The sequence below is a fragment of the Sporosarcina sp. FSL K6-5500 genome, from assembly GCF_038005665.1.
GTDB classification, from domain to species: domain Bacteria; phylum Bacillota; class Bacilli; order Bacillales_A; family Planococcaceae; genus Sporosarcina; species Sporosarcina psychrophila.
The window spans coordinates 3,098,141-3,114,863 of sequence record NZ_JBBOTP010000001.1 but is presented as its reverse complement, the minus strand read 5'-3'; the positions used below and the strand labels follow the sequence as shown (position 1 = coordinate 3,114,863).

The window sequence follows — 16,723 nt, the reverse complement described above, 5'->3', positions numbered from 1 at the left end:
AGTCACTTTTTTCATCCTTTCTTTTCCTTTGTTGTATGATTGAATTTACAAAGACCACAATGAATACCTCGTACAATTCATCTGCAAATGTTAGTATGAGTCACAGGGATTAAAAAGAAAAGTACGCACTTTTAAGTACTATAGGTACCAAAAAGTTATATAGGTACTTTTAAGTACCCATTAGTAAGGAGGATGAGCATGACAAAAAAGAAGTATAATATATCCGTTGAAGCGACATTAGAAGTGATCGGTGGAAAATGGAAATGTGTCATTCTATGCCATCTGACACATGGTAAAAAACGTACAAGTGAATTGAAACGTCTTATGCCAGATATCACGCAAAAAATGCTCACGCAACAATTACGTGAGCTAGAAGCAGATGGCGTTATTAACCGGATTGCTTACAACCAGGTTCCACCGAAAGTAGAATATGAATTGAGTGAATACGGTTTAAGCTTGGAGAGTATATTAGATTCGCTATGCGCTTGGGGGAACGTACATATTATGAAAGTATATGGAGATAAGTTTTCCGTCCTAGAAGAGGGCATTTTAAACGATAAACTAAAGTGATAATCCATATTAATTGAGCGTAGGTCCCTTAATAGGGGAAATCAAAGCGGATTTTAAAGAAGCACTGGTGTCTACCCCTTTATGCAGAAAAGAGTGCCTCTCACAATTGTTTGTGAGAGGTGTTTTTGCTTACTTCACCTTATACAAGCCGAACCATCATTATGAAAGAGTAAAGTTCTTTACTGCATTTCATATAATTTGTTAAATAAACCAACTGCTGCCACCGCCCCGTTAGCTGAATAAGAAATATTACTATTGGTACACTAAATTACCTGTTAGTTGAATAAGAACAGAAACACTTACATAACAATCGCGCCCGCTTGCGGAACAACTTTATCGACGTGATTACATATTTCACTGGCAGGATGTCAAAATCCATCAATTATTGGCCCGATAACTAGTAATTACCCATAATTTATTTGATTTTCTCCGCCAACTCTAAAATAATTCCCTCTGGCCCACTGCAGTAGCATAACTTATAACTTTCTTCATAGTGTAGTATCTCACTAAAGATTTTCGTACCTTTCTTTTTCAACTTGGCAACAACAGCTTCAATATCTTCAACAGCAAAGGCAATATGCCGAATACCCGGGGTATTTGCAAAAGGTTGCTGAATTTCTCTTTCATCTGACGGATTATAAAATTTGATTAGCTCTATCCATACTTGACCGTCTGGTGTCCCTAATCCTACACATGCTACTTTAACGTCATTAAGCCCAAATACCTGATTTATCAACTCTCCTTCCATTTCCCATTCCCCTTGCACCTCAAGGCCAAAATCGAGAAAAAAATCTTTAGCGGCAGTGAGATCATTTACGATTACACCCACATGATCTATTCTATGGATTTTCAAATCTCATACCTCCTTTGTTCCTGTTATTTTGCAATATCTTGTATTCTTGATAAGTTTGTTTGTAATTCTAATTCGCTAAAAACAGAAAATATCCTTGTTCAATAAACTGGACTGATTGTTCAACTAACTTGCTTCTTTAGTTCAAGAAGGAAAGCTTTACAGTTGTTCCACTAACCACCCGTTAGTTTAAGTGAAATTCTTCATGTAGTTAAAAAAGTGACGCTATAATTAATTCTAAACATTAATTTTAACCGTATATAACGTTCTCTAAGTGAATAAATAGCTAATTCCAAAAAAACCGAAATATTATTAGCGATACAAATGATAAAAAGGTAATTAAAAGTGATGATAAAATAAAAGTATGTTGAATAGGGTAACTTATTTTTTCTTTCATTGTAGTTACTCATCATACAAATATCAGCAAAAACCTCATTGTTTTCTCATTGAACTAAATAATCAAATATCAACAGCGTAAATTAAACAGAGCTTTTTCACTAAGAATAAAACTGCCATGTTATAAGTAAAAAGATTAATATAACAATAGTAACGATTGATAGAAGATAAATAGCCCTCTGTAATTTCATTAGAGTTGCCTTTTTCCAATTAACTAGAATGAAAATAATAAAAACAACACTTAAAATAGTTAAAACATAATTAGCAACTATTTGTGGGAATACTTCAAAATATCCTCGATCACTATTACTCAACATCCTAATTACTAATAAAATTATATTTACGATAAATGCTGTACCAACAATATTTAATAGGTAAACCCATTTTCTTATTTTTATAGAAGGTTTTTTTCTTCTCCGATTCAAAATACTGATTACGATTAAAACGAATGGGGAAGCAATAAAGTATACTAAACAATAAATGAATAATACAGCACTTATTGTTAACCAAAATATATTTTTATCTAAAGGGAGATAATCTGAAATCGATGTAGAAATTTGTTTAACTTCACCATCCTCTATAGAAAAATAAAGAACATTTGTAAGAATAAACATAGTACTACCTTTTGTCATTTTATAAACATTTGGATATGTTTGGACGTAATTAGCTTTCATACCTACCAAACTTACTTCAATTTCGTTCGCATTTAGTGATTTCACTGTAAGTGGTAGTAAATAGTAATACAAATTTAAAAATCCACTTTTCATTCTGCGAGTAGTAAGATACGTTCCTTCTGTGATTTGTGAGTTTGGTAAGTCCGCCAATTTTACTCCATCTATCTCTTTTTCTCCAACCAATTCCTTTGTCAGTCCATAGGAAATATCAGACTCTGAAGCTTGATTCGTTAATATTATTACTGCAAAGTTATCTTCAGGGACGATATGAAAATTACTTGAAAAGGAAACTGTATTTCCACCATGTGTTAATCCTTTAAACTTTCCATCATACTCCCAAAAACCATGTGCGATACCAGGGACATTTTCATTAATAGCATAACTTTGCGAAAGCATTGTAACTAGCGTATTTTCATCCTCAAACAAAACGTTTTCATTTTCGGATTGTGGCATAAGTGCCATTGCAAACTTAGCTAAATCTGGTGCTGTTCCATTTATTTCACCGCTAGGATACATGGACATATAGTACGGTGTCGATAGTTTGAAATCTCCTTCTTCAATAAGCTCATATCCATTTACTTTGTTTTTTGTTATCTGCCCATTTCTCCCTGAAGACAAATATGAAGTTGAATCTAGAATACCTAATTTTTGAAATATATGTTCATCAACATATTCATTAAAGTCTTGTTCTGTAATTAATTGAACTATATATGCAGCTAGAGAAGTTGAATAATTAGAATAAGCAACGACTTTACCTGGACGATATACTTGGTTTGGCTCAGCAATTTTCAATCCTTCTTCTAAAGATTTTACACGGTATTCGGTAGCATATCCCGTGTCAAAAATATTTTCCTCAAATCCTGCAGTGTGATTCATCAAATCCAACATAGTGATAGGGTCATCATATGTTAGTTTTGTTAAAAATCCTTTTGGTAAATATCTGTTTATATCTTCATCTAAATCTATTTTTCCTTGTTCGACTAATTGCATGACCGACACCCAGACAAACAATTTACTTACTGAACCCCATTCAAAAACAGCAGTATTCGGATTTATTTTAATTTGGTTTTCAATATCTCCATAACCATATCCTTTTGATAAAACAACTTTATTATCTTTCAAAATAACAATGCTCGCACCCGCAGTTGTTTCACCAATATATTCATGTGCATAATCGTCTACGAAACGTTCTACATCGGATATTGAAATTCCAGATGGTGTTGTAAGTTCATTAGCATAAATTGTTTCGGTAAAAAACAAAGATAAAGCTATTATTAATATAATGGAAATTTTTTTATTCATGCGGCACCCCCTTGTAACCGCTATACTAAAATAGACAGTTTTCGCTCGAATACCTTGAACACTTTCGCCAACAATCATGCCATCTAGTAAGCTAGGATTATTAGTTTACTGGAGGTAAGGACTTGGAGGAAAAGTTAGTGTTATACATCGAGATTCAGCAACTATACAAACGGAAAATGAAGATTGCACAGATTGCAAAACATTTGAAAGTAACGCGTGGAACTGTTTATAAGTATTTGAATATGTCATTTGAGGAAGCACAAGAATATTTGGGGAATCCTTTGAAGAAACCTAAGAAATTGGATCCCTACAAGGATTGGGTTGTCGCATGGCTAGAAGAATACCCACATTTAAGTGCAGCACAAATTCAAGATTGGTTAATCGAGCGCTATCCTGATTTGGTAATCGGAGAAAGCACAGTTCGTACCTATGTAAAAGAGATCCGTGAGATTTATCAAATTGAGAAAAAAGCGATTGTTAGGCAATATGAGGCCGTTCCTGAACAGCCGATGGGCAAACAGATACAGGTGGATTGGGGAGAAACAAGACAGAAAACGACGACGAAAAAAGAAGTGAAATTATACTTCATTGCCTTTGTTTTAGCACATTCGCGGTATAAGTACATGGAGTGGCAAGACCGACCTTTCACTACGAAGGATGCCATTCGTTGTCATGAAAATGCCTTTCGCTTTTTTGGTGGTCGTACGGAAGAAATTGTGTATGACCAAGATCACTTACTATCAGTCAGCGAAAACGCTGGGGATATCGTGTTAACAGCAGAATTCCAAGCGTATGTAAAAGATCAAAAGTTCCGTGTTCATTTATGTCGAAAAGCCGATCCTGAATCAAAAGGAATGATTGAAAATGTAGTGAAATACATAAAGGGAAATTTCGCAGACAGCCGTGTTTTTAAAGATATTGAGGACTGGAATGAACGTGCGCTCCAGTGGTTGGAACGCACAGGAAATAAAAATGTGCATAACACAACAAAAAAGAGCCCAGTCGAAGTGTTTCTCGTCGAAAAGCAACACTTAGAACCAGTCTCTTCACTACTTTCAAATGAAAGTACACATGCATGTATTATAACAAGAAATGTAGGCAAGGACAATACGATTCGCTTTGCGTCCAACCGTTACTCAGTTCCATTAGGAACTTATGGAGTATCACCAGAGAATCAGGTTGTTTTAGACATACAAGGTGAGCAACAAGATACGTTGGTTATTCGTAAGCAGTCAAACGGTGAAGTGCTGGCCGAACATCAAATTAGTAGCGAAAAAGGAAAGCTTATTCAAAATCGTAATCATACCCGAGACCGTTCTAAAGGAATTGAAGAGTTAAAGAAAACCGTCATTTCATATTTTGAAGAACAAGAAGACGCATTGATGTATGTGGACGAAATTTGTATGAAATACGTGCGTTATCGTAGAGATCAATTAATAATTCTACAAAAGGTGATTAAAGAAGAACCCGAATGGATTGATTCAGCACTTCAAAAGTGTATGCGTGAAAAATTATATAGTGCGAATGACTTTAGAGACGTAGTGCGTTACTTGAAGCAATCGAATCTAGAGGAATCAGCCCTACTCCATGAGCAACAGAATGTTTCGATGACTCCAACGAATATTCAAGTAGAAACACGCCCCTTAGAAACGTATACACGAATTCTAGGAGGGATTGTCTCATGAATAAAACGGTGAAAGACTTACAAAATCATTTTCGTCAGCTACGGCTTTCAGAAACGGCAGAGGAGCTCCCGCAGCTCCTTCGCGAAGCTGAAAAAGAATCATGGACTTACTTAGAATTTTTGGAAGCTATCACATCATTTGAGCTAGGCAAACGCGAGGAAAAAAGTATAGGACGTCGTATTAAATGGGCGCGCTTCCCCTACATTAAAACGTTACAAGAATTTCAAGTAGAGGAGCAAACAGCTCTTACATCTCGTCAACTGACACAGTTACAAGAGTTCAGCTGGTTAGAGCAGCAATACAACTTAATCTTATTAGGCCCACCTGGTGTTGGCAAAACATTTCTAGCGATAGGGTTAGGCTTAGAGGCTATTCATAAAGGGTTCCAAGTGTACTTTGTGACAATGGGAGAATTAATTCAGCTTCTGAAAACCCAAGAATTTGCGCATAAATCGCAGGTTCAAATGAAACGACTTCAAACATCTGATTTAGTGATTATTGATGATTTAATGTACATGGCAATGGATCAGCGTGAGGCAAATCTATTCTTCCAGCTCATCAATTATCTATACGAACGAAGTTCGATTATTCTAACGTCGAATAAGAGCCCAGAACAATGGACGGAGTTAATGGGGGATCAAGGGATTATGACAGCCATTCTAGATCGGCTGTTACATCGTGTCGAAGTGATTCACATGAATAGTGATAGCTATCGAATGAAAAATAGGCAGCATATATTTTAAGCAAAAGTGTTCATTTCAAACGAGCAGAAACTGTCGTTTTGACCTTGACGGTTACACCCCTTACAATAGGATATATTAGCCAGTTATGGAATAGTGTAACCGTCAAGTAGAATTGAGCAGTTTTCACAAATTAAGTTTGATCAATTTTCCACAATTAAGTTTGAGCACTTACTTCGGGAAACAAAGTCTTTCTGTACTTCATACGCATACTTTCTTCGTCTTCTCCGAAGGAAATCACCTCACTTCGATGTAGAAGGCGATCCAATATAGCGGTTGTCAGTGAGGTATCTCCTAAAAATTTACCCCATTCATTTGGACCCTTATTCGAAGTTAATATAAATGCGGTTTTATCATACATGTCATATATAAACTGGAAAAACAGGCTTGCTTCCTTTGGATCTACAGTCATATACATAACATCATCAATAATTATTAAATCTGATGTTGTAATACGTTTATAGCGTGTCTTTGATTTACTAACGTAATCACGGCTTTTTAAAATATATATTAGTTCTCCCATTGAAACGAAGGTCACTTGATATCCATGTTCAATAGCCAAAGTGCCTAGTCCTACGGACAAATGTGTTTTGCCTGTCCCAGGTGGGCCCATTAGAATTAGGGTAAACATCTCTTCAATCCAATTTAAATCTTTTAATAATTTAAACTGTCTATCGCCAATCGCATTTTGTTCTTCCAGTCGATAATCTGCCAGTGTTTTTGGATAGGGAAAGTCTGCCCATTGCATTAGTCGATGAATGGTCTTTTTTTCTCTGCACACCATTTCATGGGTAAGGAGTTCATTAATAAACTCGTGATAAGTCCAACTGCCCGATTCTGCATTACGCAAAAGAGCGGGAAGCTCTTTTGCGGTTTCAGCGAGTCTCAGGGTTCTACATTTTTCTTGTAATAGTTCAATAGGAGAGGTCATGACCTTTTACCCCCAGATAATAAATCGGTGTAGTAATCTTCTGATCGTTCTGCTGCCTTATATTCTTGATATTTTGGTGAATTGGTACTTACTTCTTTTACTTGCGTCTGTGATTCTTTATGTAGCGTGAAAGCGACATCTCTGAAGTCATTAGCACTAATCATATGCAAAGTTTTCACAGTTTCCAGCGCTTCATTTATATGCTCTGGATGATTTCGAATGACCATTTGTAATACTTTCAACTGGTCTAATAAGTGTCTTGGATACTTCTTATTCAATTCATCTAAAAACCAACAAATCAATTCTTTATTAGAAAACCTAATCACAATTTCGTCTCTCAATAGCGTTTTCTTTGGACTTGGTTTCTTATGATGAGTTGGATCATAAACTAACTGTCCTTTCGAACTACAGAGTAAATGTCTCGCGATTATTGCTCCAGATGTCTGTAATCGAATATTTAGGTGGTCATCTGCGGTTACTTCTAAATATGCCATGTTTTTAGTTTTCGCATCGTACGTACCTGTAGGTACGGAATAACGATTGGATTCAAAGCGTATGACATTGTCCTTTTGAATTGTTCTTGTTATACTTTCTATTAGGGAATTCTCGAAAGAGAATTTTGAAGAGACTTTTCTTAAGTGCAGTTTTTCGACTGTATGCACTTCAGAAGGTCTTTTTTTTGTATTATGATGCACTTTGTAGTTTCCGGTTCTCTCAAGCCATTGAATGGCTTGTTGATTCCACAAATGGATGTCTTGAAATTCACGATTCTTCATGAAGTTATGCTTCACGAACTTGACGACTTGTTCTATTTTCCCTTTTGATTCGGGATCGCTTTTTCTACATAAATAAATAGAAAATTTTCTTAGTTTACGGTAATTATCAAATTCCTTGGTAAATAATAAGTCACCCGCATTTTCACTTACAGCTAGTAAAGCATCTTGGTCATATACCATTTCTTCAGGCATGCCTCCAAAAAACTCAAAAGCATTTTCATGACAGCGGACTAAATCTCTTGTATGGAAATGTCTATCTAAGAATTCAATGTACTTATACCTAGAATTGGATAATACAAACCCAATAAAATAAAGCCTTCTTCTCATTCCGTCATTACAAGTCACCAAATCTTGACCGAAATCTACTTGTGCTTGAAAACCCATCGGACTATCCGGAACTGCTTCATAAACTCTTTGTTCAGACACTTTCGGTATATGGTATGCAGTACGTAACTCATTCACATAATTCCTAGTAGTATTCTCCACAATATTATCTTCATTCAACCCCTGATTCTCTTTCAACCAGTCGTAGACCTGGGCACTACTCATATCAGGGTATTTCTTCAACCATCCAACAATGACATCCCTGTAGGGATCCAACTTCTTTTTACGTGATTGTAAGGAGACTAAATAATCCTCAAATTCTTCAGATGTACTCTTTAGATATTTAGAAACGGTATTTCTTGAAATGTCCAACTTTCTCGCAATTGCCGACTTAGAAAAGCCCATTTCGGATAACTCGCAGATTTTCATATAAACCATGATTTTCTTCACTCCAGTTTCCTCACTTCCTTTTACACGTTTAGTATAAAGGAAGTGAATTATTTAGAGGGAAACTGCTCAATCTTATTTGTGGAAAACTGCTCACTTTAGTTTATCGTTTACAAATAGACGGTATTTCATATAAAAAATTATATAATGATTTTAGGTTGTTGCGTTAGAGGACGGTTTTTTCGAAACGATTTAGTGGATATGCTTTTATTAAACCTTCCCACAGACAACTAGATAAATAAAAAGACCGTCATTAGACGATCTGCTGTTGTTCAACTAAAGCAACCCGTTATTTTAATAAAAAATATTGTAATACTACTAAAATAACTTCCCTATTCAGTTAGATAGTTCCCTAATTCGAGTCTGCTTTTTCTTTCTTTCCAATGCTATACCCAAGTACAATACCTAAGATAAGGGAAATTAATACATCCATTTCAAAACCTTTTGTTATCAAACTTAATACTACCGCTGTCACAACTGCCCCTAAGATTGCTAATAATAAATTTTTCACAAATCGCCCTCCCTCAACCGCGTAGGTTTAAATTGTTTTAATATTATAATTTTATACTAACATTTATTTATTATAGTTGAAATGTATTATTCAACTATACTGCTCCTTATGTTGAATAATAAAAGGGTGCTTAACCCCTAATTGAAGTAGAGCACCCGTTAGCCATACATGTAGCGCAAAATCAGCGCTACATCACAGAGGATGAAAATATATGCAGAACGGGTATTGGATACTACGGCTTGTGAAGAAGGTCGATGAACTATGGTGCCATTGAGCCCATCCGTTAGTCGGACTCCAACGACCACGGTGCGTCACAGACTGTTGCCCCAATACGGGTAGCACTTATGGGAGATTAATCCTACTCTGGTTATTGCACCAGCCTGCCTTTATTCTCTGAAGAATGGAGTTGGTTTCTGATTAACTTTCAACTTAATATAATCATTTTGAAGGCTCAGCCTTTTTTTAAAAAAACTTTTTCCGAGCTTTTTTTGTTATACAGTTTTATAGATTTTGACCGTTTTTTAATTTTCATGGGAGTCCAATAAATCATTTATTTCTTATGAACTTTTACATAAACACTTCCAAATATTTCATCTCCTTTATAGGCATCTAACTTCCACATTCCACTTTTAGGGAGCATCATATTTGTTGGAGAGTGCTGATCTGCACCATTATTAGGACTAAGATTAGAATTATCTCTTTTTGGTACAATTATTATTTCCTCATCACTGTTTTCGTGAGTTCCTAAAACCTTAAAGTCACCAATTAACTCATCTTTATTTCCCCAAAAGTGCCACATATATTTTTGTACTTTGTTTGGATAAAATCTGATACCTTCACTATCATCGTAAATAAAACCCAAACGTCCCTCTTCCCCAATCATTGTGTAATTGTCTGATTCAAATAGAGGACTTTCATTCCAATTGTGTTGAATAACTTCTTCTTTTATCTGCTCTTCGTCATTACATCCTGCAATTACTAACGACAAAATTACTGTGCAGATTAAAATTAATCTTTTTTTGAACATAAACATACCCCTCCATCTTTTCATGTTTATTCCAGCTAAACTTCAAGTATCATTCATTGAACTAGTCGAGTAGAAGGAAACCTCTCTACCTTGCGATAGATTGTGTTCCTCCCCCCTGACAGAACCATGCTTGCGCTATTTACGCACACGGCTCCTCCTAGTCACTATTTAAAAAATATAGCTAATCTCTTTCGCTCAGATTTTTCTAATTCAGCTATCCTTACTAGTTTTGTTTCCATTTAATATCCCTACCTCAGTGTGTAGTAAATGTGTCCCTAGTAAGGGTGATAACTTGGTAGCAGCCTTTCCTCCATCGGCATTACCCAACTTCATTAGTACTACGCTGCTATCCGACTCCCTACAACGGCATTTGGCTTCCCTGCTTATTATTGCTTGTACACCATACTCATCTATAAGCAGGAAAGACCGGTAGGGTCTCCCGAGTTGCCGTATCATATCAATGTATGACGTGCCAAGGTCTCTGACTCCAGAGAGGTTTTATCCTTCTTGCCTTTAACGGAGGATAAAATGTAGCTTTCTGCCGCAGGTAAGGCATCAGCCCTCTCGAATGACTAACATTATGGAGCTCAATCCCTTCAACCAGTTGGCTTTCGGCCCGCCACCTAACTGTCTACGCTTAAAGGCTACTTTACCAGTAGCCCTCCAAGACTCGCTACGAGTGAATGGCTAGTTCTTTCTCGACGGGAATCCCACCCGCTATATGATACGACCTAGGCTCGGCCGCACAAGCACCACGTTAGTACAATAAGAAAAAATATTCTCTTTTTTACCAATTGATTAATTACGTTGTCGATACTTCCCAAGTGTTAGATGTTCCCACTCTTTATAAAGTTGCTCTTTCGAAAGTATCTTCCAAGGATTAAACATCGTTTGTCCATGTTTATTGAAATATAATTCTTCCCCAATATAATAAGCTGCATGTTGAATGATAGCATTTTCATCTTTCCAAATTACAATGTCCGCTTGGTGTAGTCCTTCATCTAGAAACTCCTCATAGTGATACTGTTTCAATTTTTCAAGAAATGTTTTTTGATGTATCCATTCATATATAAACCACTCTTGTTTCCCTTTTGAAATAGCAAACAAAACTGCTGCTAAACAATTTGCACCTTGAAAATGACCAAAGGTATTGGCAAATGGTTTTAGAAAACTAGGTAAGGACTTTGGTGATTCCTCATATTCTCCCTTATCCCACCATTCATAAACCACTGTTGTAAGTAACTGTTCTTTAAATGACTCGTCAAGCTTTTCCCACATGGAACGCTGAATGACAACGTGCCCATTCACCACATAACTTGAAGGTATTCTTTCTGTCTCATGTATAAATGTAACAGGTAGTACAAGCCCTCTTTCACTTAGCACTTGTGAATTTAAAATTAATTGTTTTTCCTCTTCAGATATGCTTTCAATCCATTCTTTTTCAGCTATGATTACGTATTGAGCGTTCTTTATATTCCAGTACTCATAACCATTTACATAATTTACTTGTCCATACGTACTGTGATTATAAAACTCATCTATTGGCATTAATAACACATCTGTAAAGTCAATTTCATTATTAAGAAGTTCTTTCGTTATGAAAAATAAGTCTTTTTCTGGTACATAACTATCCATCCATGAAAGTAAGTCCTTTTTTGTCGGTTTTATTTTCATTATGTATTCCTCCAAGTTAAGTTTAACTGCACATTGTTTGAATAACTCTACTTACATTAACTATTATATCTCTGCAATTGAAATTCCTTTTCATGTTCTACCTCCTCATATGAGACTATGTTCAATGAAATAGAACAAAAATCCTTGTTCTACTAAACTGCCCTGTTAGTTAAACAAGACGGGATTTTTACCGCGTATAATGTTCTCTAAAAATTAATTTATACTTCGGCTTAAAATCAATTTCAATTGTTTGTGTGATGAAATCGTCATTCAGAAGCATTAACAGTACACTTGATAGGTCTTTTTTATCTGCTGTTATTTCAAATTTATCAACTCGCTTTAAATCCATGAGTGATATCAATTGATTGGGAGCCCGTTGGGTTACTTGTATTTTTACTTCACCGTAAGAAGGAGAGAGTGTAACAATGAAGTCTTCCTCCCCATTAGAAAATCGATATGTTGCTCTATTATAAAAAAAATCTAATGAAGTGGTATCTAACAATGTAGGTTCACACTCAAACAACGAAAGTAAATCGTTTTCTTCTGGATATCCATGCACTTATAATCGTCACCTTTCTACTCCATATTTAACATTTCCTTATTCCAGTAACCTGCCCCGTTAGTAAAATCACTTATTATGTCTATAATTCTATTAAATCGGTAATAATCCCTTTAATCTTACTTTTTAGGGGGAATGGAATTGTTACTGTCAAAAGCATGGTCTTCGTTTGAAGCTGATAAACGAATAGAGGGTTTTTCGCCACAAACATTGAAGGCCTCTCAGTTACAGTCTTTGCTACTAATTGGTTATTTTAAGGATGTAGAGATGGAATTTCTTGATACAAATCAACTGAAGGAATATCTTGCTATATCGGGCAAGCATTTAAAACCAGCCAGTCTTTCACATCGTATCCGCTTTATGAAATCGTTTTTTCGTTGGTCTCATGAAGAAGGATACATGAGTAAGAATCCAACTTCCAGGATTAAAGAACCCAAAGTAGGTAAGCGGATACCCAAGTATTTAACCGAACGGGAGATTGAACACCTTCGTGAATCCTGTCATTCCCCAATGGAAAAAGCGATTTTTGAATTCATGTTTTCTACCGGTTGTCGAATTGGAGAAATAGTTGCGATAGAAAAGAACCATATTAATTGGTCTAATCAATCTGCGATCGTAAGAGGAAAAGGGGATAAGGAAAGGGAAATTTATTTTAATACACGTTGCGACATATGGCTTAAACGCTATATTGAAAGCCGTAATGACAATAATTCTGCTATCTTCGTGACAGCAAGGCAGCCACATAAAATGAGTGTCGCCCAAATGCGATACATCATCAAGCGGATTTCAAATCCTGCTGAAATCAATAAAGGGATTCATCCACACCACTTTAGACATAGCTATGCAACTCATTTGTTGAATAATGGAGCTCCTAATGAAGTCATACAAAGTCTTATGGGGCATGAGAAAAGTGAAACTACAAGGATATACGCTCAATTAAGCGGAAGGTTAAGGAAAGAGTATTATCAGAAGTACTTTTAAATGTAAAAGGAGCAACGTCTTAAAAGACGTTGCACTACTTGACTAAAGCACTCCGTTAGTGCAATAAGCGACATTAAAATAAATCACCCATACTTGCTACTATTCCAATAAATGAAAGGGCGAACACTAACAATATCAATAAAGTTATAATAGGGGCTATCTTCTTCAGAAAGCCTTCTTCTTTGTTTTTAAACGCCGAATAGCTAAGTGTCAGACTAAGAACACCCGCGATAATGGAAGTGAAAAATAATATTTTTAGAAGTACAACCAGCGAGCCTTCAGGCTCTTTTGGTGCAATTGCATAAGAAGTAAGAATAGTTATTGCACAAATAATACTTAATACGGCAGACCACTTGCTATATTTTTTATTCATTGTGTTCCCCCTAATTTTCTAAATCATACCATTTATTTGATTTCAGTATCTTAATTAATATGAAAGTCTTTTGAACTAAACTGTCCCGTTAGGCATACATGTAGCGCAAAATCAGCGCTACACCACAGAGGATGAAAATGTGTACAGAACAGGTATTGGATACTACGGCTGGCGAAGAAGGTCGATGAACTATGGTGCCATTGAGCCCATCCTTTAATCTGACTCCAACGACCACGGTGCATAACAGACTGTCGCACTCTATACGAGTAGCACTCACGGGAGATTAGTCCTACTCTGGTTATTGCACAAGCTTGCATTTATTCTATGAAGAATGGAGTTGGTTATTGATTAAATTTTAACTTAATATAAACATTTTGAAGGCTTAGCCTTATTTTTAAAAATTTTTCTGAGCGTTTTTTAATTTTCATGGGAGTTGAACAACTAGGTTCCCAACACACCAATAGAAAGTGTATCAAAAAAGCAAAACGAAAAATCGTTTTGCTTTTTTGATATTAGACCGTCTTGTATTTTGTAAGCATTGAAATAGCTGTGCCAATAAGCGAACCAATTATAATGCTAATAAACATAAAGAAAAAACTCATTGATGCCCAGCCGTTGTCCATTTTGAAAAAGCTTACGACAGCGATTACAAACGATATTCCTGTTAATAAAACGCTAGGTATCCAATACTTGGGATAACTCTTTTTTCGAAGAATAGATGATGAAATGGTAACTATGATGAGTGTAACTAAAGTTATATAAAGAAAAATTTGCAATAATTTTCTCTCCCTCAGGAATTATTTGAACGTAAAATTCCCTATTATCCCTTTAATATACATTAAAATCGTAATGAATTAAACTAATATCCGATAAATCATAATTAATAGTAAATAATACAATGAAAAATGACCCGTTAGCCATACATGTATTGCAAAATAAACGCTACACCACAGTGAATGAAAAGGTGAAGTTCTTATTGAACTAAACTGCTTCGTTAGTATAATTATGTCATCAAATTAATTTCGTTAAATTCTACCGACGATAGCATAGAGAAATGCAATAAATAAAACGCCTAATGAAATGGAAAGTAACGAGATATACTTAATAAACCCTTTTTCTTTCTTAAAGAAAGCAACGATACCAAGTATTATGCCTGTTAAATAGACACCAAATCCAATGAATATTCCCCACCAACCCAAAATAGTAATATTAATCGGTGGGAAAGTCATATATGCAACAAAAATTCCAACGACAACTAAAATGATGGAATACTCACTAAACTTACTTTCCATTTTTTCGCCCCATTTCGTTCTATCTATTTGTTCACCCTATTTAGTCTTTTAATTATTCAACTAACCTCCCCGTTAGTCTGACTCCAACGACCATGGTGCATCACAGACTGTCGCACTCTATACGAGTAGCACTCATGGGAGATTAATCCTACTCTGGTTATTGCACCAGCCTTACCTATATTCTCTGAAGAATGGAGTTGACTCTGATTTACCTATCATCTCAATATAATCATTCTGAAGGCTCAGCGTTTTTTAATTTTCATGGGAGTTGAGTATTATCTTCTTATTACCAATAGTGTTTTCTCGAATATTGAGATGTTATTGATATCAATGTTATTAAGGTTGATAGTTTGGTCAAAATCATAATTTCTTTCTTCTTCCTCTTCTCCAACCCAACAAGTATATAACTCGCAATAATCTCCTTCTTCAATGTATCCATTTAAAAGGTCACATAATGCAAGGAAACTCTCTTTTGCTTCTTTGTTACTTTTTTAAAGTAAGGGTCTTGGTTGTCAGCATCACTGGGTTCTCTTGATAGAACTTTATAATTACTTCACAATTTGCCAATGCTAAGTGTTCTGTAAGCATTCGTGCAAATTCACCGAGTATTTTTCTATGTCCATCTTTAACAGATTCATCAGAGAAATATGTAGCAGAGAAATAGTTTGCACGCTGGTCATCTTCTTCATAAATTAAATATGGAATTTCAAAATCATCAAATGTGGCAGGTCGAACTTCATCTAAAATGGCTAAAGAATAATGTTGACCGCTAACACGAACATCCCGCACTTCAAAGTCCCCTAATCTAATTTTACGTCCCCTTTTAATTTATTTGACTGAGATCAACCTACAAACCACCGAATTGAACGCTGAACGACCTTGCATACGCCATGCACACCAGGTTAACATAACACTCATTCACGGAAGTAGTTGACTCCATTACTCAATAAGAAAAACTGCCATGTAAAGGCAGCCGATTGTGGAAAATGGTTTATTGTCGTCTCACCCAAAAATTCACGACCACCTAGAAAACAACTCGATTTCATAGTGTTTTAAATCAGCTTTAGACAATTTAGCTTTTAAATACTTTTCAACTTCAGGTATATCATTTTTATCATATACATCTATCGATATAACCGGATCAGTATCACCAATTGAATAACTTTGTACTTCATACGTATCCCATAATGAGTTCATAACCTGCTCTGTACTATATGGCTTTTGTTGCGTGTACCAAAATACCACAGACATTACAATAACACTCGTTAAAATTAGTGCTCCGAATTTTCTTTTAACACCCATTTTTTCACCTCCATCATTTGTTTATCACAATCTTGCCCGTTAGCCATAAATGTAGCGCAAAGTCAGCGCTACACCACTAGAGGATGAAAATATATTCAGAACGAGTATTGGATACTACGGCTGGCGAAGAAGGTCGATGAACTATGGTGCCATAAAGCCCATCCGTTAGTCTGACTCCAACGACCACGGTGCATCACAGACTGTCGCACTCTATACGAGTAGCACACATGGGAGATTAATCCTACTCTGGTTATTACACCAGCCTGCCTTTATTCTAGGAAGAATGGAGTTGGTTACTGATTAACTTTC

General features: G+C 35.7%; 16 protein-coding genes. 4 read left to right on the top strand and 12 right to left on the bottom strand.

Annotation, left to right across the window (positions count from 1 at the left end; translation table 11 throughout):
• The first annotated feature begins 198 nt into the window (after positions 1-198).
• Complete coding sequence (locus MKX62_RS15000) at positions 199-570, top strand: winged helix-turn-helix transcriptional regulator (protein ID WP_067207314.1); 372 nt, start codon at positions 199-201, stop codon at positions 568-570.
• Positions 571-985: 415 nt separating this feature from the next.
• Here the strand turns inward: MKX62_RS15000 and MKX62_RS14995 are convergent, their stop codons facing one another.
• On the bottom strand, positions 986-1,423 hold the full coding sequence (locus MKX62_RS14995) for a VOC family protein (protein WP_067207311.1): 438 nt from the start codon (positions 1,421-1,423) through the stop codon (positions 986-988).
• Between the two features lie 494 nt (positions 1,424-1,917).
• On the bottom strand, positions 1,918-3,792 hold the full coding sequence (locus tag MKX62_RS14990; protein WP_340741776.1) for a serine hydrolase domain-containing protein: 1,875 nt from the start codon (positions 3,790-3,792) through the stop codon (positions 1,918-1,920).
• Positions 3,793-3,929: 137 nt separating this feature from the next.
• Here MKX62_RS14990 and istA (MKX62_RS14985) point away from each other — a divergent pair, with 137 nt between their 5' ends.
• Positions 3,930-5,477, top strand: a complete 1,548-nt coding sequence (gene istA / locus MKX62_RS14985) for an IS21 family transposase (protein WP_340742587.1) — start codon at positions 3,930-3,932, stop codon at positions 5,475-5,477.
• The gene (istB, locus tag MKX62_RS14980; protein ID WP_338655207.1) at positions 5,474-6,220 is read left to right on the top strand and encodes an IS21-like element helper ATPase IstB; all 747 of its coding nucleotides are present in this window, start codon (positions 5,474-5,476) and stop codon (positions 6,218-6,220) included. The genes istA (MKX62_RS14985) and istB (MKX62_RS14980) overlap by 4 nt, the downstream gene beginning before the upstream one ends.
• 154 nt (positions 6,221-6,374) lie before the next feature.
• Here the strand turns inward: istB (MKX62_RS14980) and istB (MKX62_RS14975) are convergent, their stop codons facing one another.
• The 6 genes from istB (MKX62_RS14975) to MKX62_RS14950 all read right to left on the bottom strand — a co-directional run bounded on the left by istB (MKX62_RS14975) (position 6,375) and on the right by MKX62_RS14950 (position 12,466).
• Positions 6,375-7,148 carry an IS21-like element helper ATPase IstB gene (istB, locus tag MKX62_RS14975; protein ID WP_338656273.1) on the bottom strand — a complete coding sequence of 258 codons (774 nt, stop codon included), beginning with the start codon at positions 7,146-7,148 and terminating at the stop codon, positions 6,375-6,377.
• The gene (istA, locus tag MKX62_RS14970) at positions 7,145-8,698 is read right to left on the bottom strand and encodes an IS21 family transposase (RefSeq protein ID WP_338655197.1); all 1,554 of its coding nucleotides are present in this window, start codon (positions 8,696-8,698) and stop codon (positions 7,145-7,147) included. The genes istB (MKX62_RS14975) and istA (MKX62_RS14970) overlap by 4 nt, the downstream gene beginning before the upstream one ends.
• A 349-nt stretch (positions 8,699-9,047) precedes the next feature.
• Positions 9,048-9,206 (bottom strand): hypothetical protein, encoded by a 159-nt coding sequence (locus MKX62_RS14965; protein WP_156475985.1) that lies wholly within the window; start codon positions 9,204-9,206, stop codon positions 9,048-9,050.
• Positions 9,207-9,756: 550 nt separating this feature from the next.
• The gene (locus MKX62_RS14960; RefSeq protein WP_340741775.1) at positions 9,757-10,233 is read right to left on the bottom strand and encodes a hypothetical protein; all 477 of its coding nucleotides are present in this window, start codon (positions 10,231-10,233) and stop codon (positions 9,757-9,759) included.
• A gap of 798 nt (positions 10,234-11,031) precedes the next feature.
• Positions 11,032-11,907, bottom strand: coding sequence for a hypothetical protein (locus tag MKX62_RS14955; protein ID WP_340741774.1), 876 nt, complete (start codon positions 11,905-11,907; stop codon positions 11,032-11,034).
• Between the two features lie 187 nt (positions 11,908-12,094).
• A complete protein-coding gene (locus MKX62_RS14950) occupies positions 12,095-12,466 on the bottom strand; it encodes a hypothetical protein (protein ID WP_340741773.1) in 372 nt (123 codons plus the stop codon).
• Positions 12,467-12,607: 141 nt separating this feature from the next.
• Here MKX62_RS14950 and MKX62_RS14945 point away from each other — a divergent pair, with 141 nt between their 5' ends.
• Complete coding sequence (locus tag MKX62_RS14945; RefSeq protein WP_340741772.1) at positions 12,608-13,447, top strand: tyrosine-type recombinase/integrase; 840 nt, start codon at positions 12,608-12,610, stop codon at positions 13,445-13,447.
• 73 nt (positions 13,448-13,520) lie between these two features.
• On the opposite strand, the gene MKX62_RS14940 is transcribed toward MKX62_RS14945, so the two are convergent.
• The 4 genes from MKX62_RS14940 to MKX62_RS14925 all read right to left on the bottom strand — a co-directional run bounded on the left by MKX62_RS14940 (position 13,521) and on the right by MKX62_RS14925 (position 16,414).
• Entirely contained in the window at positions 13,521-13,820 is a 300-nt protein-coding gene (locus tag MKX62_RS14940) for a hypothetical protein (protein WP_340741771.1), read from the bottom strand.
• Between the two features lie 1,025 nt (positions 13,821-14,845).
• Positions 14,846-15,112 carry a hypothetical protein gene (locus MKX62_RS14935; protein WP_187047233.1) on the bottom strand — a complete coding sequence of 89 codons (267 nt, stop codon included), beginning with the start codon at positions 15,110-15,112 and terminating at the stop codon, positions 14,846-14,848.
• 483 nt (positions 15,113-15,595) lie between these two features.
• Positions 15,596-15,901, bottom strand: a complete 306-nt coding sequence (locus tag MKX62_RS14930; RefSeq protein ID WP_187047232.1) for a hypothetical protein — start codon at positions 15,899-15,901, stop codon at positions 15,596-15,598.
• A 225-nt stretch (positions 15,902-16,126) separates the two neighbouring features.
• Positions 16,127-16,414, bottom strand: coding sequence for a hypothetical protein (locus MKX62_RS14925; protein ID WP_187047231.1), 288 nt, complete (start codon positions 16,412-16,414; stop codon positions 16,127-16,129).
• Between the last annotated feature and the right edge of the window lie 309 nt (positions 16,415-16,723).